This window comes from Streptomyces sp. CNB091 (genome assembly GCF_000377965.1).
The window spans coordinates 221,866-241,523 of sequence record NZ_KB898991.1 but is presented as its reverse complement, the minus strand read 5'-3'; the positions used below and the strand labels follow the sequence as shown (position 1 = coordinate 241,523).

The following is a 19,658-nucleotide window of genomic DNA, read 5'->3' as shown; positions in this document are numbered from 1 at the left end:
GCGGGAGCGGGGGACGGAGCGGGAGCGGGGGACGGAGCGGGAGCGGGGGACGGAGCGGGAGCGGGGGCTCCTGTGTCGTTGCTGGCTTCGGCGGAGGCGGGGGGCCCGGTGTCGCGGGTCGCCTCCGCCGAAGCGGGGGGTCCGGTGTCGCGGCTCGCCTCGGCGGAGGCGGAAGGTCCAGTGCCGTGGCTCGCCTCCGCCGAAGCGGGGGATCCGGTGTCCCGGCTCGCCTCGGCGGAGGCCGCGCCGGGTTCGGCGCCCGGTCGGCCGACGCCGCGCAGGCCGGTCTCGGCGCCCGTGCCGGTATGGGCCCCGGGCGCGGCCGGCGTTCCCGGGGCGGCGGCGCAGGGCGCGCACCGGGCCGGTCCCAGCCAGCCGCGGGCCGGGCCGGTGAGCGGATGGCCGGCGGGGCACGCCGTACGCCAGGGCTCCTCCGGCTCGACGGCGAACCGGTACGCGGCACGCGGGATCAGCAGTCCGGTGACGGCACCCCAGACCGCGGCGAGGGCGAGCAGCACGGCGTCCACGGAAAGACCCTAGTGGGCCGTGGGAAGAGGGGTCTTGGGTCCGGGGGCCCAAGCGCGGCCGTGTCGGGCCCGGGCGGGTCCGCCGGGGGCTACGGTCGGTGCCCATGAGGACATGGCGCGATGGCGACGGGACGCTCACGGTCGGCACGGACTCCGGGGCCCGGGAGGTGCCGCTGCGGATAGCGGCCTCGTACCGGGCCCGTTCCAAGGGGCTCCTCGGGCGGGACGGGATCGAGGGGGCGATGATGCTCACCCCGTGCGGGAGTGTGCACACCTTCCGGATGCGGTTCCCCATCGATGTGGCGTACCTGGACCGGAGGTTCACGGTCCTGGCCGTCCGCACGATGAGGCCCGGCCGCCTCGGGCTGCCCCGGCTCCGGGCCCGGCACGTGGTGGAGGCGGAGGCCGGGGCGATGGAGCGGTGGGGGGTGCGGCCGGGCGTACGGGTGGAGCCGAGGGCGACGGCCCACGCCTCCGGGGCTCCCGGGGCGTCGGGTTCCGGAGCCTGAGAAAGCGGCGCGAGGCCGCACGGAGTGGACTACGGCGGGCCCGCGCCCAGCAGGGTCCAGGCCCCGTAGGCGGCGGACGCGCAGGCCAGGACTGCGAGGACGGCGGCCGTACGCCCGGTCGTGCGCAGCCGCAGCAGGGCGACGGCGGGCGGGAGCAGCAGGGGGAACGCGGGCATCATCAGGCGCGGCCGGGAGCCGAAGTACCCGGCGCCGATCAGCGAGATGACGACGATCGTGAGGGCGTAGACGAGCAGCGGGAGCGGCTGCCGCTGCCGTACGCACAGCACCACCAGCCACCCCAGCAGCCCGAGCGCCGCGCAGAGGCCGAGGGTGGCGGGCCACGGGAGGCCGGCGATGAACGCGGCGAGCGCGCGGCCGCCGTCGATGTTGTTGCCCCACTGCGCCTGGACGTCGAAATAGGCGAACGGGCTGCCCTCGCGGACGGCCACGAACACCACGTACGCCAGCCAGCCCAGCGGTGCGAGCGCCACGCCCGCGATCACCCGGGCGTTTCGGCGCAGCACCGGGCCGGCGCGGCGCTCGTCGCGGTACTCCCGTACGAGGGTGACGGCCGCGGTGATCGCCAGGGCCGCGATGAGCGCCGCCGCCGTGGGCCGGGTGAGCCCCGCCAGGACGCAGAGCGCGCCCGCCACGATCCAGCGGCCCTGGAGGACGGCGTACAGCGCCCAGGCGGCGAGCGCGGTGAACAGGGTCTCGGTGTACGCCATCGACTGGACGAAAGCCGTCGGGTACACCCCCCACAGGGCGGCCAGCACCACGCCCGTACGCCGTCCTCGCAGCTGGGCGCCGACGGCGTAGATGCCCCAGGCGGCCAGCAGCCCGGCCATCCAGGCGACCAGGAGTCCGGCGCCGCCGAGGGTGAGCGGGGTCACCTCGGAGATGGACCGCTCCAGGGCCGGGAGCAGAGGGAAGAAGGCCAGGTCGGAGTGGACGGAGCCGTCCGGAAGGGTGACGGTGTAGCGGTAGCCGTTCTCGGCGATGCGCTGGTACCAGACGGAGTCCCAGCGTCCGCTGAGCGGCCCCAGGGGGTCCTTCCCGGCGGCGGACGCGGCTGCCCAGAAGGTCAGGAGCCCCAGGGCCCGGGCGGCGACGTAGACCGCGAGCGCGGGCGCGGCGGCCCGGAGCGCGGCGGTGGCCCGGGACCCGGGGGTGCGGGGGCCCGGGGCCGGACCGGCGGGCGGCCGGGCGCGGAGCTGGTGATCGGACATACGGCCGATTATGACGTCGGCGGCGGGCATCCCTCCGCACCGGGGGCCGGGGCCGGGGAGCGCCCGGGGGTGCGCGGCGGCCCGGCTCAGACGCCGAGCACCTCGTTCCCGTACACCCTCCACGGCGACATCTCGACCCCGTCCATGACGGCCAGCTGCGGGTGGCGGGCAGCCGTCTCGTCCCGTACGGCGACGGCGTCCGGCCAGGAGTGGAGGTGCGCGTCGCCCTCGATGACGACGCCGTCCCAGTCGGTGGCGGCCGTCGCCCCGCTCCGGTCGACGACGAAGCCGATGCAGAGCACGGAGGCCCGTCCGACGGTCCGCCGGAGGGCGCTCACCGCGTGTTCCCGCTCCGGCTCGGGCAGCTCCCCCACGGAGAACTCCACGGCGACGACGCCGGCCCGGGCCTGCCGGATGCGCACCAGGAGGTCGAGGCCCCCGTCGGTCCACAACCGGAATCCGACCTCGCGGAGCCGCTGGAGTCCGGCGATGGACAGCAACTGCTCGCGGGTGACGGGCGAACGGGCGCCCAGGGACGCGGAGTCGAGGCTGACGAGCACGGTGCGGCCGGAGACCGGGTGCGTCGGGCGGAGCCCTTCGGCCTCCAGGTCGCCCAGCAGGGTCCGGGCGTCCAGCGGGGTCCAGCCCAGGTGGTACGAGTAGAAGAATCCGGCATCCATCGACGCCTCACCCCCATCGCGGTTCTTCGCGGCGTCGTGGTCGGCGACCACCGGCACATCCGAGGGTACTGAGCCGCGGCCGGGGCGGCGTGGGCCCACGGGCCCACGGGCGGCCCCAAGCGGAACAGCGGGCGCGCCACGGCGCAACACAGCTCCCGCACCGCGCACTTGGGCCCGGGTTTGGGGCCGGAGGCCCGAGCCGGGGCCGCTTCTCCGCCGTACGCTCCCAGCCGTCGGGAACACGCGCGGGGCCGAGGAGAGGTGAACCGTGAGCGGTGGGGCCGTACCGCTGGCCGGGCTGCTGTACGGCTTCGCCGTCGCCGGGGACGTCGTCGGCATCGAGGGCGTCCTCATGCCCGGCGTCTCGCTGGCGGCCGGGGCGGCGTCGGGGTTGGCCGTCGACCGGCTCCTGGAGGAGCGCGCCACCCGGACCCCGGAGCCGCCCCGGTACACGTACGACTGGCGGGACGGCGGTGCGACCGCGGTGGAGTACCTGGGCCTCGTCACCCTCGTCACCCTCGTCACCCTCGTCACCCTCGTCGTCCTCGTCGCCCTGCTCACCGGCGCGCTGGTGGTGGCCGGGGTCAGCGGAAAGATCGGGGAGCGCCTGCGGTGCGCGATCAGCTCGTCGGCCGGTGGCGGCGGCTCGTGCTTGACCGGTGGCCAGGACGACACCCCGAACGTGGGAACGCCGATGACCGGGGGCCTGGTGGCGGGGGTGGACTCGCAGGGCGTTCCGTTCTTGGTGCGCCTGAACGCGGTGAAGGACGCGGTCGACGCGGAGGACCTGGACGCGGTCGTGGGGCCGATCACGATCAAGTAGGGGATGCGATCCGGGGCTTGTGGTGTTGTTCGGACCACCGCCCTCATTGGAGGAGACCCGCACCATGGCAGAGCTGAAGATCGACGCCGTCGTGTTCGACGTACTCGGCACGCTCGTCGACGAACCCGCCGGACTACGCGCCGGCATCCGCGCGCTCGTCGATGAATCCGCCGGACTACGCGCCGGCGTCCGGACGCTCGCCCCGTCCCCCGGCACCCCCGGCACCCCGGACGCCACGGACGCCACGGACGCCACGGACGCCACGGACACGGACGCCATGGCCGCCATGGCCGCCACGGTCACCGCCGGGACCGAGCGGCTCCTGCTGTTGTGGCAGCGGCACATCGAGCGCGAGCAGCGCCGCGTCCTGGACGGCGACCGGCCCTATCTGCCCAGCGATCTCCTCGACCGGGAGGCCGCCGGGCTCGTCGCGGAGGCCGCCGGGGTCGAGGATCCGGCAGCGGTGGAGGCACTCGCCCGGGCGGCCCGCCGCCTCCCGCCGTGGTCCGACACCGTGGCGGGGCTCGCCCGGATCGGCGGGCGCTTCCCGCTGATCGGCCTCTCCAACGCGAGCCGGAAGGCGCTGCTGGAGCTGAACGCCCACGCGGGACTGCGCTGGCACCAGGCGCTGTCAGCCGAGGACGCCCGCGCCTACAAGCCGGACCCGGCGGTCTACCGACTGGCCGTCACCGGCTCCGGGGCGCCGCCGGAGCGACTGCTGATGGTCGCCGCCCACGCCTGGGACCTGCGCGGCGCGCAGGCGCTGGGCCTGCGCACGGCCTATGTGGCCCGCCCGGTCGGAGACCCGCCCTCCTCCTCGGACCGGTTCGACCTGTACGCGGAGGGTCTGGCGGAGCTGGCGGAGCAGCTCGGGGTGTCCTAGGGGTGGCCGAAGCCCGGGGCCGCTCCCGCTCCCATTTCTGCTTCTGCTGCCGCTGCTTCTCAGGGCAGCAGCGGGCAGGTGAGGGGGAGGACGCGTTCGGTCAGCCGACCGGTGAGGACCGTGTCGGTGAGGACAGTGTCGAAGTCGGTGTCAGTCGCGGAGTCGGAGTCGGTGCCGGAGTCGGTGTCGGTGTCGACCGCCTGCGTCAGCCAGTCCGCCGCGGTCAGCCGGCCCACCACCTCCCGGAGATCGCCGGGGTCAATGGCGCACCAAGAGGAGAGGGCTTCCACGCCGAGGCCCTCGCCCTCGGGCCCCAGTCGTCCATCGGCCGTCACACCGGTGGCCAGGGCCAGGGCGAGCAGGCGGGCGTCGGCCGTGGTCTTGGCCTTGCGGAGCTTCTTCTCGCCGACGACTCGCTGGGCCCAGCCGCTGAGCTTGGGGCGCATCTTCCTGCCGAAGGTGAACGGGCCCGGGTCGCTCTCGTCGGGCGTCAGGGACGGCACGTCGATGCGGGTGGGGTTCTCCGGGCGGGAGGCGATCAGTTCCTCGACCGTACCGGCGATTTTCAGCCAGCCGCACTCCAGCAGTTGCTCCACCAGGTGTGCGGGTTCCGCCAGGGGCAGCCCCTTGAGGTCCTGCCCGACGAGGTTGCCGGTACCGGACTGCGCGGTGCGCAGCGTCAGCATCACCACCAGCAGGCGGGCCTCCGGCCCCGGCAGGGGCGCGTGGTCGGCCACGTGGGCGAGGACGGCCCGTGCGTGATCCCACTGGGCGGACGCGGTCAGCAGCCGGGCCACAGCGGGGCCTTCGCCTTCCGGGGCTTCACCGATGCGGTGCAGATGCTGGAGACGGGCGGTGGCGGCGGCCTGTTCGGCTCGCTGGGCGTCGAGGCGGAGTCCGGTGTCGGCGGTGACTTCGGCCCAGGCGCTGAAGGCCTTCGCCTTGCGGGCGTGGAGGTCGGCGAGCATCGCGAGGTCGGGTTCGGCACGCTGCTGATAGGCGCGGAAGAGTTCGCCGAGTTCGGTGAGTTCGTCCCGCAGCGCGACGGGCCGCAGGTCGTGCGGGACGAACCGCTGCGCGATCCTCCCCCGCCGGGCGCGCTGCCGCGCCGGCCTCGGGGGCCGAGGAGGCCTCTCGGACCGGGGAGCCGGCACCTCGTGCGGGGCGGCGGCCCCGGAAGCCCCGGAAGCGAGGTGCGAGAAGTGGGGCCCGACGGCCGACACCGTCGGCGCATGGACCGCCGAGGGCCGGGAGGCACCGGCAGGAGCCGTCCGGTCGGGAGCCGGGGCGGTCGCGGCGATCTTCGCGGTGGGATGCGCGGCAGCACAGCGCGAGCAGCATTCCATCACCTGCCACCAGCGCCCTTCCCGGTCCGTGACGACGGCCAGGACGACCGCGCCGCCGCATCTCCAGGGCGCCGGGCGCTCACGCGGTCCGGCGGGGCGGATGTGGGTGTGGCATTCCGCGGCCCGGCAGGCGCAGTACGCCGACGGGCTGGGGGCCGGGCCCGCGCGCAGGTGGGCCTTGAGGTGCTCGACCGCCGCCGTACGGCCGACGGCCGCGGAGGGCAGCACCTGCGCGGCGCAGGCCGGGCGGCTGCACGAGACGCGTACGTCCGCCCGGCCGCGGCCGACAGGGTCCAGCCGCACCGTCCATGTGCGTCCCGTCACCCGCTCGTTCGTCGCGTGGGCCTCCACACCCATCACACCCTCCTCGACGCCTGTTCGTCCGTGCACCCCGGCACCCCCGGCACCCCCGCCGACCCACGTCTCCGTGGCGCACGGCGTGTCGCATCCCGCCGCACCTGCCGCCGGTCCTGATCCCGGCCCGGCCGCACGAGGGGCCCACCGTGTTCTTGTCCGTAGGGGATGTGTTTGATCCACAACGCAAACGACGGTCCGCCGTTCGGGTGACGGGCTCGGAGAGAATGTGGCCGGTTTTCGGCCCTGACGGTCCTGCGGGCGGGCCATCCGCCGCAACGACGAACGGCCCGGCACGCGATGGTCGTCGCGCGCCGGACCGGGCCGTCTCCCTGGGGTGCGGAGGAGGTCAGGACCCCGCGCCGCGCGGGAAGGAGACCTCCACGCGACGGTTCTTCTTGCGGCCCTCTTCGTTGCTGTTGCTGGCGATCGGGTACTGCTCGCCATAGCCCCGGATCTCGTACGTGATCGTGGCGCCGAGTTCCTTCGACAGAACCCCGTGCACGGCGTCGGCGCGCTGCTTGGACAGGACGTCGCCGTGGGCCGAGGAGCCGAGGTTGTCGGTGAAGCCGAAGACGCGGACCTTGGTCGCGTTCTGCTTCTTGATCTCGGCGGCGATCGCGGCGATACGGGCGTTGGCCGCCGAACCGAGCTTGGCACTGTCCTTGCCGAAGAGGACTTCGGCCTGGAGCGCGAACTTGATGTCGGCGTTGCTGTCCTCGCGGCGTTCCTCGCCGCCGAGGTCCTCCACGACCTGGACGATGTCCAGAACCCGGCCGGGAGCGAGGGTGCCGCCCTCCGGCATCTTCAGGTCCGGGTCGTTCGGGTCGACGGGAACGGGCGGCTCCGACGTCGCCTCCGTCCCGGGCGGGACGCTGGGCCCGTCGTCGGCGTACGAGGGCGAGGCTCCGAGCAACGTGGTGCCGGCGATCAGCACGGCGACCGCGACGGCTTGGCCCAGGTGGCGGGGCGCCCGGGGGCGCTTGGTGGTCTTCATGGCCGCACTCACCCAGAAATCTTCAGCGAGGTGGTGGCGAACGTCGGGAGAGTGAAGTCGACCTCGGTCGTGCCCTGCGGCGGGGCGGGGAACTGCATGAAGATCGGCGCGGACTTGCCCGGGGTGAGGGATGAGATCGCCGTGGTGCACAGGCAGCGTGAGTCCGTGTCCCGGAGCACGTAGTAGCGCTTCTTCCCCACCTTGTCCACGAGGGTCGCACCGGCGACGGAGTTGGGGTTCTTCTGAACGATGCTGGTCTCGGAACCGGCCCAGGCCGATGCGGTCCGTACTTTGTCTCCCTCGTTGGTGATCTCACCCTGGACGGTGAGGAATCCCCCGGAGTCCCGCTTGACCTCATTGAAGACCAGGACGAGCCCGCCCTGCCCCCGCGCCTCCGCGAGCTTCACATTCGGGTCGACGGCCGCCCCCGCCGCGGTGTCCTCCTGCTGCGGCTCGCCCTCGTCATCCGCAGAGGGGCCGGCCGGGGCGGACGGCGCGCTGGAGCCCTCGTTGCCGGGCTCCTCGCCTCCGTCGTCGCCACAGCCGGCGAGAGCAAGGGCCAGGGCAGCCGTCACCGAGACAGCCGCCATCACCCTTCGGGTCGTCGTGGTCCGCCGCATGCTCATGGTCCGATTCCTCTACTCGTCGTTCGCTTCGCTGTCACTGGTCAACCAGCCGCACGTCAAAGAGAGTTCTGCTCACGCTCTCCCACAGGCCGGGCCGCTTGATATCGGCCGTCGCGATCGTGACGACATCGCCACTCAGGCACGTGAAGATGAATGCCTCCGGAGAACCGTTGTTGTCGGCGTCGATGGCCTTCGGGTTGGGGCAGCGGAACTCGATGAGCGCGGTGGCCTTGGCCTTGGCGACCTTGTCCTCCGAGCCGGGAAGCACGGGCGAGTCCACCGGATCACGGCCCTCGACCTCGACCGTGATCAGGTCCCGCAGATAGCCGGGGGAACGCGTGCAGGAGGTCGTGTCGGCTTCGTTGGCGTTGGCCAGCCGTTGCGCCTCAGCGCAGGGCGGGGCGAAAGGCGCGATGAGGAAGGCATCCAGCACGTTGCCGGGCAGCGAGTCGAGGAATCCGGGCCCGAAGTTGGCGCGTGCCTTCTGAGCGGCGGCCAGCGCGGCGGCGTCCGCCGCGCCCTGGGAATCATTACGCAAGGCCGAGGCCTTGCCGACAGCGAAGAAGGCCAACGCGAGGAAGAGCAGGCCCGCCACCATCATGATGTAGATGGGGAAGGCCTGCCCTGCGTCGCCGCGTGGACGTGTACGCATCAGCCAGAGACGATGGCGGTCACCAGTCCGTCGATACGCTGCGAGATGTTGTCTCCGATGTCCGAAGCGGCGACCGCACCGATGATCGCCACGACCACCAGGATGATGCCCAGGTACTCGAACGCCGTCTGCCCCCGGTCCTTCGCCGCGTAGCGCTTCTGGATGCTGCTGACGGCGGTGCTGGCCCAGCCGTTGACGCGGACGGCGGTCTTCAGGGTGATGTTCGACATGGTGTTCCCCTCCGGGTTCGGCCGACCGGTTGCCGGCCGACTCGCACGTTCCTGTTGCGCCGTCCTCGGTACCGGCTTCCTCCCGGCCGGTGCCATTGGCGACGTGAGAAACATAAGGGAGAACCGCCGCTGCCCCAGAGGGCCCGTGGGCCCATTCCCGGGCCCAAAAGGCTCCCCGGTCTGCCTCGTTGTGCCATCGCTCGGTCATGGCTGCCGCCCGGTGGTGCGGGGCGCGGTGCCGAGCCAGTGGGCGATCGCCTCGCTGCGGCTGGTGCTGTGGAGTTTCGTGAAGATGCGGTTGATGTGGTTCTTGACCGTCTTCTCACTGATGAAGCAGGTGGCGGCGATCTGCTGATTACTCATTCCGGACGCAATCAGGTCCATGACCTCCACCTCCCGCGAACTCAGCTTGTACTGCTGCCTGTTGGGGGTGGCTACCGGCCCCCCGGACAGAGAAGACTGTCCCACAGAAGGTTGCAGTTGCGAAAGACTTTCCGAAGTTTCGAGGGGGCGTGGCGCCGGGTGCGCGGGGAGAGGCGCCGCCGTCAGGGCCGATCCGAGCCCCTCCGGCAGGGGGCCCCGGGGCGGAGCCGATCCCAGCCGCATGTGGGCCAGCAGGGCGTCGGCGGCCGTCGCGGTGAAGTTCGCGCGGCCGTCCTTCGTGTCGCACACCGCCCGGACCAGCTGGTCCGCCGTGAACTCGCCGTGCACCAGGTAGCCGCCCGCGCCCAGGCGCAGCGCCTCGTGGACGATCTCGCTCTCCCGGCTGTACGTCAGCATCAGCACGGGTGCGAGGCCGACCAGGTGCGGCAGGGCCGAGATCCCGTCCACGCCTGGCATCCGGACGTCGAGCAGGACCACGTCGGGGCGGTGCTGGAGCGTCCTCTCGTAGGCCTCGCGGCCGTCCGCCGCCTCTGCCACGACCTGGATGTCGGCCCGGCCCGAGAGCAGGACGCCCAGCCCCGCCCGGACCACCGGGTTGTCGTCCGCGACCACCACCCGGAGCCGGGCCGGTTCGGGAGCCGCGGGGGCCGGTGGGAAGGGGGACGCGCTGGGCCCTCCGAACGAGGGGGGCGGCGTCGGCACGGCCGGGTGCTGGATCGCAGTGTGCTGGTGCCTGGGCTGTCCGGCGGGACCGGGGGCCTGGGCGAGCGGGATGTGCGACGACGTGTGCTGGGGGGCGTGGGGGTGAGCCGACGCCCCGTCGCGGTTCGGCATGGGGGAGACATCGTCCGGCATGCTGCGACCTCCTCTCAGGGTCGGGGTCATGGGTGGGGGGTCGTGACGTTCTCGGGCGCGAGCGACGGCGGGAGCGGTGGTGAGGTCTGCGGCGCGGGGGCGGGCGGGGAGGGCGGCGGGACGCTCTCCCCGTCGGCCGTGCCCGTCAGCGCCGCCAGGGGGAGTTCCACCCGCACCTCCGTGCCCTTCTCCGCGTTCCCGCGGCCGATCCGGATGCGGGCCCCGATGGAGGCGGCCCGCTCCACCATGCCGACGAGGCCGAAGTGGCCGGCCCTGCGGAGGGTGTCGAGCGTCGTTCCGGCGGGGAGGCCGCGCCCGTCGTCGTACACGCTGATGCGGAGCATGTCGCTCTGCACGCCCGCGAGGACGATCAGGTAGGAAGGGCCCGCGTGGCGGTGGGCGTTCTCCATGGCCTCGGAGGCGACGGTGAGGAGTTGCCGGGCGACCGCCTGCGGTACGGGCGGGACCGGGGTCTCCTCGGCAAGGCGGCGGAAGGTAGCCGTGACCGGGTTGCGGTCGGTGAAGTCCCGTGCCTGAGCCGCGAGTTCCTCGACCAGGTCAACGCCGCCCTCCAGGCCCTGCTCACGGCGCAGGTCGGTGAGCAGTTCCCGGGATTCGGCGGCGGCCCGGCGGGCGGCGCGGGCGACCAGTTCCGCCTGCAGTTTCACGGTGGGCGGGTCCATGCGCCCGGCCGAGCCCGCCAGTCCGTCGGCGGCCAGCGCCAGACCGTGCAGGGTCTTGGCGACCGAGTCGTGCATCTCCCGGGCCAGGCGGGTGCGCTCGCCCTCCACCGCCTCGTTCACCGCCAGCCGCGCCCGGGTCTCGGTGAGCGCCTGGGTGGCCGTCCCGAAACGCAGGAGAAGGTTGCGCAGGGTGACCCCGACCGCCCCGGCGATCACGCAGAAGCCGGGCAGGAGCAGGGCCGGCGCCCCGCCCGGCTCCAGTTTCGGGACGCTCGCGTACACGCCGAAGACGATGACCACCTGGAGCGCCGCGAAGACCGCCGCACCGCGCCAGCCCTGGACCAGCCCGGCCAGCAGCGGGGTGCAGACGGTGACGTACGCGAGGGTCGACTCGGGGGTCGCCGTGATCAGCAGCAGCGCGCCGAAGAACACGTCGACGGCCAGGAGCCAGGGGTGCCGCAGGAGCACCGGGCCGAACCGCTCCCAGTCCCGGAACAACAGGTACGAGCCCATGAAGGTGACCAGGATCGCCGAGCCGATGAACCAGGTGGGGAGGCCGGGAGCGGTGCGGTCGATCGCGTACGGGGTCGCTATCGCGATCATCGCCAGGCGGAAGCCGAAGACCTGGCGGCACATCGCCTGGAGGGCGTTGACCTGGATGGCGAAGGTCGGGCGGGCCGGGGCGCCGGTATGGGCGCGGGTCAGTTCCGCCGTCAGTCCGGGCTGGGCTCCGCTGAGCTGGAATGCCATGTGCCCGTCACCTCCGTCTCATTCCCGGTAACGCTCGTGCTCCGCAAGGCCGGCCGACAGCTCCAGCGGGCGTTCCGGACGTAAAAGTTCCGTCCCCACCTGGCCCGTCGTTCATGTCATCCCGCCGTCGTTCATGTCATCCGCCCGTGAGGGACGTGAGGTCGACGTCGGCTCCGTACACGAATCCGACGGTGAGGAGGAGCAGCGTGCCGGGGAGGAGGAACGTGGTCACCGCGAACGTGGCCTTCGGGACCGCCCTGGCCGCCTTGCGGCGGGCGTTCTGGGCGTCGGTGCGGCGCATGTCGTTGGCGATCTGGATGAGCGTCTCGACGATCGGCGCGCCCAGTTCCTCGCCCTGCTGGAGCGTCGTGACGAACATGGCGACCTGTTCGGAGTCGTTGCGTCTGCGCAGTTCCTCGAAGGCCTGGCGGCGGCTGACGCCCATGTCCATCTGCCGGAGCGTGATGCGTAGCTCGTCCGACCAGGGGCCCTCGTACTTCTCCGCGACCCGGTCCAGCGCCTGCCGGAAGCCGAGCCCGGCCGAGACGACGACGGCCAGGACGTCGAGGAAGTCCGGCAGCGTCCGCTCGATGTGCTCACGGCGCACCCGGATCGCCGACCAGATCCCGGCCTCCACCCAGAACAGGCCGAAGGCGACCATCAGGAGGGCGAGGAACAGCTGGCCGCGCAGGAGCATCGAGAACGCGCCGAGGACGCCCAGCGCGCCGTAGACCGCGCGGCGGGCCGCGTAACGGTCGAGGGTGAGGCCGCCGGGGTTGCCCGCCAGGTCGATCTGGCGGCGCTTCTTGTTGACGGCCTTGGGGCCCATCATCCGCAGCACCATGGGGGCCCAGCGGATGCCGAGGCGGTCGATGCCGGAGCCGACCGCGCTGGTGCGGGAGGCCCCGGACTCCAGGGCCACGGCCAGGTCGCCGGGGAGTTTGGCGTCGGCCCGGTACATTCGGATGCCGTGGATGGCCCCGTAGACGGCGAGGCCGACGACCAGCGCTAGCAGCAGGTCCATGTCCGTCCCCTTTCTTCCTGGTTCCTGGTCTCAGGCATCGGTTCAGGCATCAGTTCAGGCATCGGTTCAGACATCGATACGGGAGAAGCGGCGGATGACGACGAACCCGATGGCGTAAAGGACGATGGACACGACCACCGCCACCTGGCCGAAGAGCGCCCCCGTCATCCGGTCCAGCGCGCCGGGCATGACCGCGTTCATCAGCAGCATCGCGCCGATTCCGAAGAGGGGTACCGCGTAGGCGGTCACGGTGACCTGGGAGAGCTGGGTCTTGACCTCTCGGCGGGTCTCCTTGCGCTCCTCCAGGGTCTCAGTGAGGTTGCGCAGCGAGCTGACGACCGTACCGCCGGCCCGGTTGGAAAGGACCAGCGTGGTGACGAGGACCACGAGTTCGCGGGACGGCAGACGGTCGGTCAGCTCGCTGAGCGCGTCCTCCAGGGGCTCGCCGACGGCCAGCCGCCTGGCGACCCGGGCCAGCTCCTCGCCGGCCGGGTCCTCCAGTTCCTCGGCCGCCATCGACAGCGAGGTACGCAGGGCCAGGCCCGCCTGGGTGGCGTTGGCGAGGATCCGGGAGAGCTCGGGGAGCTGGTTGATGAAGCGCTCGGTGCGCTTGACCCGCTGCCAGTTGAGGAACGCGTTGGTGCCCCAGAGGCCGATCAGGGCGGCGACCGGGCCGAAGAACGCGGCGAGCATGGAGGAGGCGATCATCCAGAGCCCCGCCATCGCGACGAGCGCGTAGACGAAGAACTCGCCGGGCGTGATGTCCATGCCGGTCGCCGCGAGCTTCAGCTCCAGTCTCCGGCCGAGCGCGGTGGCACGCAGTCTGCGGTCGAACCCCTTGAAGCGGCGGGGGCGCCCCGTCTCCCGGATCTGCCCGACGTGGGAGAGCCGTTCGACGAGGGCGTCGCGGTCGGCCTTGCCGCCGGAGTAGGAGTGCAGGCCGATCACGCCGAGCACGCAGGCCAGCAGCGTGACGCCGACGGTGACCAGGGGGAGGTTGACGTTGTCCATGGCGCGGTACCTAGTTGGCCTCTCGGGTGGCGAGCTGCTCGGCGGACTGGGCGACGCCGAAAGCCTGCGGGATGGGCTGACTGGCCAGGTAGAGGCGCTCGGCGAGCTTCCGGGGCAGCGGGAGGTACTGGAAGTCGCCGTAGATGCGGCCGTCGGGGGCCATCGGCTGTGCGTTGAACCGTGCGACCGTGACGATGCGGTACGGATCGCGGCCGTGCGAGTCGAGGACGGCGATCTCGGTGATCTTCCTGGTGCCGTCGGCGTGCCGGGTGAGCTGGACGATCACGTCGACGGCGCTGTTGATCTGATCGTGCAGCGCCTCGAAGGGGATCTCGACCTCCGACATCGAGGCGAGGGTCTGGAGACGCATCAGCGCGTCCTCGGCGCTGTTGGCGTGGACGGTGGCCAGCGAACCGTCGTGACCGGTGGACATCGCCTGGAGCATGTCGAGGGACTCGCCGCCTCGGACCTCACCGACGACGATGCGGTCGGGGCGCATACGCAGCGAGTTGCGGACCAGGTCGCGGATGGTGATCTGGCCCTTGCCCTCGACGTTCGCCGGGCGGGTCTCCAGCCGGATCACATGGCTCTGCTGGAGCTGGAGTTCGGCGGAGTCCTCGATGGTGACGATGCGCTCGATGTTCGGGATCAGTCCGGACAGCGCGTTGAGGAGAGTCGTCTTGCCGGTGCCGGTGGCCCCGGAGACGATGATGTTGAGTTTGGCCTGCACCAGTCCGGCGAGCAGGACGAGCATCTGTTCGTCCAGCGAACCGAAGCCGATCATCTCCTGGAGCGTGAAGGAGCGGGGGAACCGCCGGATGGTGAGCGTCGCGCCGGTCAGGGAGAGCGGCGGGATGATCACGTTGACACGTTCACCGCTGGGCAGGCGGGCGTCGACCATCGGGTTGGACTCGTCGACGCGGCGGTTGACGGTCGACACGATCCGCTCGATGGTCTGCATCAGCTGTTCGTGGGAGCCGAAGCGCATCGGGAGCTGTTCGACCCTGCCATTGCGCTCGACGAAGATCTGGTCGGGGCCGTTGACCATGATCTCGGTGATGGACGCGTCCTCCAGGAGCGGCTCCAGGATGCCGAGTCCGAGCGCCTCGTCGACGACGCGGCGGATCAGCTGCGAGCGCTCGACGGTGGAGAGGACCGGGCCCTCGCGGCTGATGATGTGGCCGAGGACGCGCTCCAGCCGGGCCCGCCGGTCGGCGGCGGCCAGCGAGGACATCTCCGCGAGGTCGATCTCCTCCAGCAGCTTGGCCCGGTAGGTGGCCACCATGTGGCCGTCCTCCCGTGCCCCGCCCTGTTCCTCAGGAGCGGTCATACGTGCCCGCAGGCTCATCGGCGTAGCTCTCCTCGGTGTTCGCGGACGGTACTGGTCCGGCAGGGCCCGTTCCGACCCGGGTCAGGGCCGGGAAAGCGGGGGTTCGGGTGGGGTGGGGGTGGAGGTGGGGGTCAGAGACCGATCCGGGACTTCTCGTTGGGCATGGTCGTGCTCCGCTCGGCCCACCAGTCGTCCAGTCCCGGCACCACGGAGGGCACCTTGACCCGGACCGTGACCGTGATGTCCTGGCCGCCGCTCCTGCGGTAGCGGAATCCGCCCTCCTCCACCCAGTCGCTCACGGCGTCGCGGGCGTTGGACCGGCCGCTCCCCCGGGCGTCCACGCTGGCTTCCGTACGGGCTCCGGCGCGCGCGGCCGTGCCTGCCTGGTTGGCGGCGTACGCGGCCAGGCCCAGCTGGATGGCCGCCATCGCGACGAGGAGCAGCAGAGGGAGGAAGCCGAGGTACTCCATGGCGACCTGGCCCCGGTCGTCGCCGCTCGCGCGTGCGAAACGGGTACGCCCCCTGTACGGATGCGTCGTCATCGCTGATCCTCCCTCGGGGACCCGGCCTTGCCGGTGATCTCGGTGTCGAGGTCGAACAGGCCCGGCACCAGCACCGGGACCTTCAGCTTCACCGTGGCCTTGTACAGGCTGCCGCCGCCCCGGCAGGTGACGACGACGTTCTCCGCCCAGGCGTCGGGGAGGTCCTTCTTCGCCCCCTGCTGACACGCCGCCTTCGCCCCGACCTCCGCCCCGCTGCCCTTGCGCGCGCCCACGTCGGCCGCGTTGCCCGCGAGGCTGAAGGTGTAACCGATCAGGGCGCACTCCCAGAGCACGAGCATGATCAGGATGATGAAGGGGGTCATGCCCAGGAACTCGATCGCGGTCTGTCCGCGGTCCCGGTCCCGCTTCCGGTTCCCGGCCCCCAACCAGCGGTCCCCGGTCCCGGTCCCGGCCCCGTTCTCGTTCCCGTTCCCGTACCGGCGGTCACGTAGGGCCGTGATCCGCCCCCGTATGCCGCTTCGTGCCGTCCTTGTGGTGGTCATCGCTCAACGTGTCCCATCGGAGTCTCCGAGTCCGCGGCCGGAGCCGTCGCGCCGACGGCGCGGGCGTCCGATCGAGCCCCGGTCGTTCTTCAGAGCGCCGCTGTTCCGCTTGACCAGGGCGCTGCCGCTCTTCTTCGCCGTCGCGCTCTCCTTGACGATGCCCAGCTCCCCGGCCAGGCCCCAGAGCGCCTGCTTGACCGTGCTCTTGGCGTCCAGTTCGTGCAGGCGTCCTGAGTCGATGGACGCCTGGAGTTCCTTGAAGTTCGCGGGGATCGCCGCCGAGGCGACCCGGGTGCCGGTGATCTTCTGGACCAGCTGCGGCTGGATCTCGGTGTTGCGGGTGAAGCGGTTGACGAGGGTGATCGTCTCCTCCGCCTTGCGGATCTGGAGCCGTTCCCACATCCGTACGATGCGTTTCGCGCCGCGCACCGCGATCACGTCCGGGGTCGTGACCAGCAGGGCCACGTCCGCCATCTCGATGGCCGCGGCGTTGGCCCCGTTCATCTGGCCGCCGCAGTCGATGACGACGATCTCGTAGCGGGTACGGAGCGCGCTGACGATCTGGCGGGCCGAACGGTCGCTGACCTCCTCGCCGCGTTCGCCCTCGCCGGGGGCGAGGAGCAGGGCGAGGCCCGTGGAGTGGGAGAAGACCGCGTCGGACAGCACCCGGGGCGAGATGTCGGTGATCAGGGCGAGGTCCACCAGGGAGCGGCGGAACTGGACGTCGAGGAACGAGGCGATGTCCCCGGTCTGGAGATCCATGTCCACCAGCGCCACCGTGTTGCCGGACGCCTGAGCGGCCAGGGCGAGCTGGATGGCGGTGACGGTCGCGCCGACGCCGCCCTTCGCGCCGGTGACCGTGACCACCGTGCCGCCGGGGCCGGTGAAGACGTCGTTCGCGGAGGTGAGGTGGCGGCGTACGCCGGAGGACCACTGGGCGGCCGCCTGGACGCGGTTGGCCAGTTCCTCGTAGCTCAGCGGCAGGGTGACCAGGCCGCGCGCCCCGGAGTCCATCGCGTCGGCGAAGAGGCTCGGGCTGGCGTCCGCGGTGATCAGGACGACGCCGACGGACGGGAACCTCATCGACACCTCCCGGATCAGCTCCAGGGCCGGCACCGGGCCGATCCGCTCGTGGACCAGCACCACCTCGGGCAGCTCGTCGATCGCCTCGCCCGCGAGGCGGGCCAGGGTGTCGATGAGCTGGGTGGAGTCGCCGACCGGGGTCGCGGGTTCGGCGTCGGGCAGCTGGCTGAGCAGGGTGGTGACGGAGCGGGCCGCGTCGAGGTCACCGACGGCGGGGAGGATTCTGGTGGTCATCCCATCCTCACTTGTCCTTGTCGAGCGTGTAGGTGCGGTCCCCCGGACGGATGGTGCCGTCGCTGCCCGGGGCGACGAGCGCGAGACGCACGTGCTCCGCGAAGGACTCCGCGTAGGCGACGCGCTGGGTGTCCAGCGTGTTCAGGGCGAAGGTGATCGGCACGGCCTCGGTCGCCCGGGTCCCCCGGTCGTCCGCGCTCGGGTCCAGGGCGGTCAGCTCGCCGACGTCCAGCACCTTGGCGTTGGAGACGATGACCTTGGACTGGGCCGCGTCGCCCTGGTCCTCACCGGCGAACGTGGCGTAGATGTTGACCGTCGCGCCCGGCGTGATCTTGCCCGCGACGCCGGTGGACGCGTCGATCATGATGGCGATTTCCTGCTCACCGGCGCGGAGTTCGGGCTTGCGGACCATCATGTCCGACTGGAGCAGTGAGCCTTCGCGGAGCTCGGTGACCGCGATCTTCGACTCGACCTCTCGCAGGTCGGTCACGGCGTTCTCCGACAGCCAGCGTTCGGGCATCTTGATCTTCTCGAACTGGCCGCTGTTCAGGGCTGTGTACGGAGCCACGTTGGTCTTCAACTGGTACGCCGTCACCTCGGGACCGACCTTCGAGTTGACGTCGCTGATCACCGAGAGCACGCCGGCGAAGGCCGCGAAGGCACACAGGACCGACAGGAGCAGGAGTATCACGCCGCGGCGCTGGCGGGAGTTCATGGTCCGGACAACCTCGTTCGAATCGGATGCGTAAGACGGACTGCGGACAGGGGGAGCGGTGCGGTGCAGCGGTTACGCGCATACATCCGGTGGAGCGGTGGAGCGGTGGAAGTGGAGCGGTGGAAGTGGAGCGGTTACGCGCTTACATCTGCGGTGGCGCGCCGCTGCGGGCCGACCGGAGCGAGGACGGTCGCGTGCGGGAAGTACGGGAAGTGCGGGAAGTACGGGAAGTGCGGGGAGTACGAGAAGTGCGGGAAGTGCGGGCAGGAACCGGGAGGAGCGGGTCCTGCGGATAGGAGCGGTCTCGCTAGGGGCCCGGTGACTCGCCGGACCCGTGGTGGAGGACACCGGTGAGGAGCGCGCGGCTCTCCGAAGCCGCGAGAGGAGCGGAACAGAATGCGCAGCGGTCGCCGATGAGTTCCATGGCGCACCAGTGGCACTTCTCCCGGCGTACGGAGGAGACCAACTGGTAGAGCACGGAGAGGTCCGGGAGATGGGCGGCGAACTCCACCAGCTTTCCCGTGCCCCACCAGCGCGGTGAGTCGGACGGGACCGTGGCGTCATGAATGGCCTGGACCTTCCAGGCGGGCGCGAGGGTCTCCTGTACCCAGTCCGACTGCAGATTCCCTTTGGCGACCAGAAGATGCGTACCAAAATCCGGTCCCGTCGGCGGTTCGACGGTCGGGCCCACCTTCACCAACTGTGACTCGGGTCCGGCGAGCACGGCGAACTGGGATCCGGGGACCCAGGACGTGGCGTGGCTCTTGAGGCTGACCGGGACCCGGTCGAGCCGGGCGACGGAGTTGAGGAGTGCACCCGCGTAGATGTAGTGCGAGAGCAGCCGGGCGGCGGAGGCGACCACCCCGGGGCTGAAGTCGCAGATGGACAACTGGCGTAGCTGGCGGACCAGTACGGCGAGGCCGAGGGGCGGGAGGTCCACCTTGACCAGGGCGATCCGGTCGCTCTCCAGCACCGAGCGGATGGAGTGGAGGCGACGCTCGTGCTCGGGCCGGATGCCCGAGGGATAGAGGGCGATCACATACCCGTGCTGTTCCAGCAGCAGGTGCATGTCGCCGATCGCCAGCTCCAGCGTCTGGGCCTCGGGGGCCTGGAGCAGAGCGGCGGTCGGCGTCTGCTGGTCGGTGGGCGGCAGCACCAGGTCTGCGCTCGTCACTGCTATTGCGGTCGGCACGCTCTTCCCCGTTCCGGCTCCGGTCGACGTGGGGACGTCGGCCGCAATCGCTCCTGACTCCGTGCTCCTGACCCAGCACTTTAGCCACGTCTCACCAGGCAGAGAACAGTTATCGGAGACCAGTACGACATCATGCGAACACCGTTCCTACGGGGCCCGGGTGCTAAACGGGACGAAATCGATTCCGCCCAACTCGACTGTCATCGCGTAGCGTTACCGAAGCCTTCGTCCGGCTTTCAATCAGGCATCCGTTCACGCACGTCAGACTGGATTCCCCATGGTCGGCCTCCTTTTCGTAAGGGCGTTTCCGTGACCGCCGGAAGATCGCCCACGAGATCACCCGTGCGGGGGGCGATGTGCGGGCGCGGGGCGGTTCCCGGCGGCGAAATCCTCGGCCCCGCACCCTCCCCGGGGCCTCGGGCGTCCCGTCGCCGACCCGGTGGCACGACCTCGCACTCCCGTTCACTGAAGGCGTTTTACCGCCAGAGGTCTTGAC

20 protein-coding genes and 1 pseudogene are annotated in these 19,658 nt (G+C 71.5%); 3 read left to right on the top strand and 18 right to left on the bottom strand.

Features of this window, described 5'->3' with window-relative positions; translation table 11 throughout:
* Positions 1-527 (bottom strand): annotated as a pseudogene (locus tag D581_RS1000000141935) (hypothetical protein); the annotation flags it as partial.
* Between the two features lie 104 nt (positions 528-631).
* Here D581_RS1000000141935 and D581_RS0105070 point away from each other — a divergent pair.
* The gene (locus D581_RS0105070) at positions 632-1,036 is read left to right on the top strand and encodes a DUF192 domain-containing protein (RefSeq protein WP_018956148.1); all 405 of its coding nucleotides are present in this window, start codon (positions 632-634) and stop codon (positions 1,034-1,036) included.
* Positions 1,037-1,065: 29 nt separating this feature from the next.
* Here D581_RS0105070 and D581_RS0105065 read toward each other — a convergent pair whose 3' ends face one another.
* A complete protein-coding gene (locus D581_RS0105065) occupies positions 1,066-2,265 on the bottom strand; it encodes a glycosyltransferase family 39 protein (RefSeq protein WP_018956147.1) in 1,200 nt (399 codons plus the stop codon).
* An 86-nt stretch (positions 2,266-2,351) separates the two neighbouring features.
* Positions 2,352-2,945 (bottom strand): hypothetical protein, encoded by a 594-nt coding sequence (locus D581_RS0105060; RefSeq protein WP_026290221.1) that lies wholly within the window; start codon positions 2,943-2,945, stop codon positions 2,352-2,354.
* 268 nt (positions 2,946-3,213) lie between these two features.
* On the opposite strand from D581_RS0105060, the gene D581_RS0105055 reads away from it, so the two are divergent.
* Complete coding sequence (locus tag D581_RS0105055) at positions 3,214-3,768, top strand: hypothetical protein (protein ID WP_018956145.1); 555 nt, start codon at positions 3,214-3,216, stop codon at positions 3,766-3,768.
* 64 nt (positions 3,769-3,832) lie between these two features.
* Positions 3,833-4,651: a haloacid dehalogenase type II gene (locus D581_RS0105050; RefSeq protein ID WP_018956144.1), complete on the top strand. Its 819-nt coding sequence runs from the start codon at positions 3,833-3,835 to the stop codon at positions 4,649-4,651.
* Between the two features lie 59 nt (positions 4,652-4,710).
* On the opposite strand, the gene D581_RS0105045 is transcribed toward D581_RS0105050, so the two are convergent.
* From D581_RS0105045 to D581_RS0104970, 15 genes are all read right to left on the bottom strand, one after another.
* Positions 4,711-6,354: a hypothetical protein gene (locus D581_RS0105045; protein WP_018956143.1), complete on the bottom strand. Its 1,644-nt coding sequence runs from the start codon at positions 6,352-6,354 to the stop codon at positions 4,711-4,713.
* A gap of 346 nt (positions 6,355-6,700) precedes the next feature.
* Entirely contained in the window at positions 6,701-7,348 is a 648-nt protein-coding gene (locus D581_RS0105040; RefSeq protein ID WP_018956142.1) for an OmpA family protein, read from the bottom strand.
* Between the two features lie 8 nt (positions 7,349-7,356).
* Complete coding sequence (locus D581_RS0105035; protein WP_018956141.1) at positions 7,357-7,974, bottom strand: hypothetical protein; 618 nt, start codon at positions 7,972-7,974, stop codon at positions 7,357-7,359.
* Positions 7,975-8,008: 34 nt separating this feature from the next.
* Positions 8,009-8,626, bottom strand: coding sequence for a pilus assembly protein TadG-related protein (locus D581_RS0105030; RefSeq protein WP_018956140.1), 618 nt, complete (start codon positions 8,624-8,626; stop codon positions 8,009-8,011).
* Entirely contained in the window at positions 8,626-8,856 is a 231-nt protein-coding gene (locus tag D581_RS0105025; protein ID WP_018956139.1) for a hypothetical protein, read from the bottom strand. Before D581_RS0105025 ends, D581_RS0105030 begins: the two co-directional genes overlap by 1 nt.
* 204 nt (positions 8,857-9,060) lie before the next feature.
* Positions 9,061-10,095 (bottom strand): response regulator transcription factor, encoded by a 1,035-nt coding sequence (locus D581_RS0105020; protein ID WP_018956138.1) that lies wholly within the window; start codon positions 10,093-10,095, stop codon positions 9,061-9,063.
* Positions 10,096-10,121: 26 nt separating this feature from the next.
* Positions 10,122-11,528, bottom strand: a complete 1,407-nt coding sequence (locus D581_RS0105015; RefSeq protein WP_018956137.1) for a histidine kinase — start codon at positions 11,526-11,528, stop codon at positions 10,122-10,124.
* Between the two features lie 136 nt (positions 11,529-11,664).
* On the bottom strand, positions 11,665-12,552 hold the full coding sequence (locus D581_RS0105005; protein WP_018956136.1) for a DUF5936 domain-containing protein: 888 nt from the start codon (positions 12,550-12,552) through the stop codon (positions 11,665-11,667).
* A 66-nt stretch (positions 12,553-12,618) separates the two neighbouring features.
* On the bottom strand, positions 12,619-13,563 hold the full coding sequence (locus D581_RS0105000) for a type II secretion system F family protein (RefSeq protein WP_018956135.1): 945 nt from the start codon (positions 13,561-13,563) through the stop codon (positions 12,619-12,621).
* A gap of 10 nt (positions 13,564-13,573) precedes the next feature.
* On the bottom strand, positions 13,574-14,911 hold the full coding sequence (locus D581_RS0104995; RefSeq protein WP_003966653.1) for a TadA family conjugal transfer-associated ATPase: 1,338 nt from the start codon (positions 14,909-14,911) through the stop codon (positions 13,574-13,576).
* A 113-nt stretch (positions 14,912-15,024) separates the two neighbouring features.
* The gene (locus tag D581_RS0104990) at positions 15,025-15,435 is read right to left on the bottom strand and encodes a TadE/TadG family type IV pilus assembly protein (RefSeq protein ID WP_018956133.1); all 411 of its coding nucleotides are present in this window, start codon (positions 15,433-15,435) and stop codon (positions 15,025-15,027) included.
* Positions 15,432-15,821: a TadE family protein gene (locus D581_RS0104985; protein WP_018956132.1), complete on the bottom strand. Its 390-nt coding sequence runs from the start codon at positions 15,819-15,821 to the stop codon at positions 15,432-15,434. The genes D581_RS0104990 and D581_RS0104985 overlap by 4 nt, the downstream gene beginning before the upstream one ends.
* Before the next feature lie 120 nt (positions 15,822-15,941).
* Entirely contained in the window at positions 15,942-17,255 is a 1,314-nt protein-coding gene (locus D581_RS0104980) for an AAA family ATPase (protein WP_018956131.1), read from the bottom strand.
* Between the two features lie 7 nt (positions 17,256-17,262).
* Positions 17,263-17,970, bottom strand: a complete 708-nt coding sequence (gene cpaB, locus D581_RS0104975; RefSeq protein ID WP_018956130.1) for a Flp pilus assembly protein CpaB — start codon at positions 17,968-17,970, stop codon at positions 17,263-17,265.
* Between the two features lie 307 nt (positions 17,971-18,277).
* Positions 18,278-19,144 (bottom strand): hypothetical protein, encoded by an 867-nt coding sequence (locus D581_RS0104970; RefSeq protein ID WP_018956129.1) that lies wholly within the window; start codon positions 19,142-19,144, stop codon positions 18,278-18,280.
* Positions 19,145-19,658: the final 514 nt, after the last annotated feature.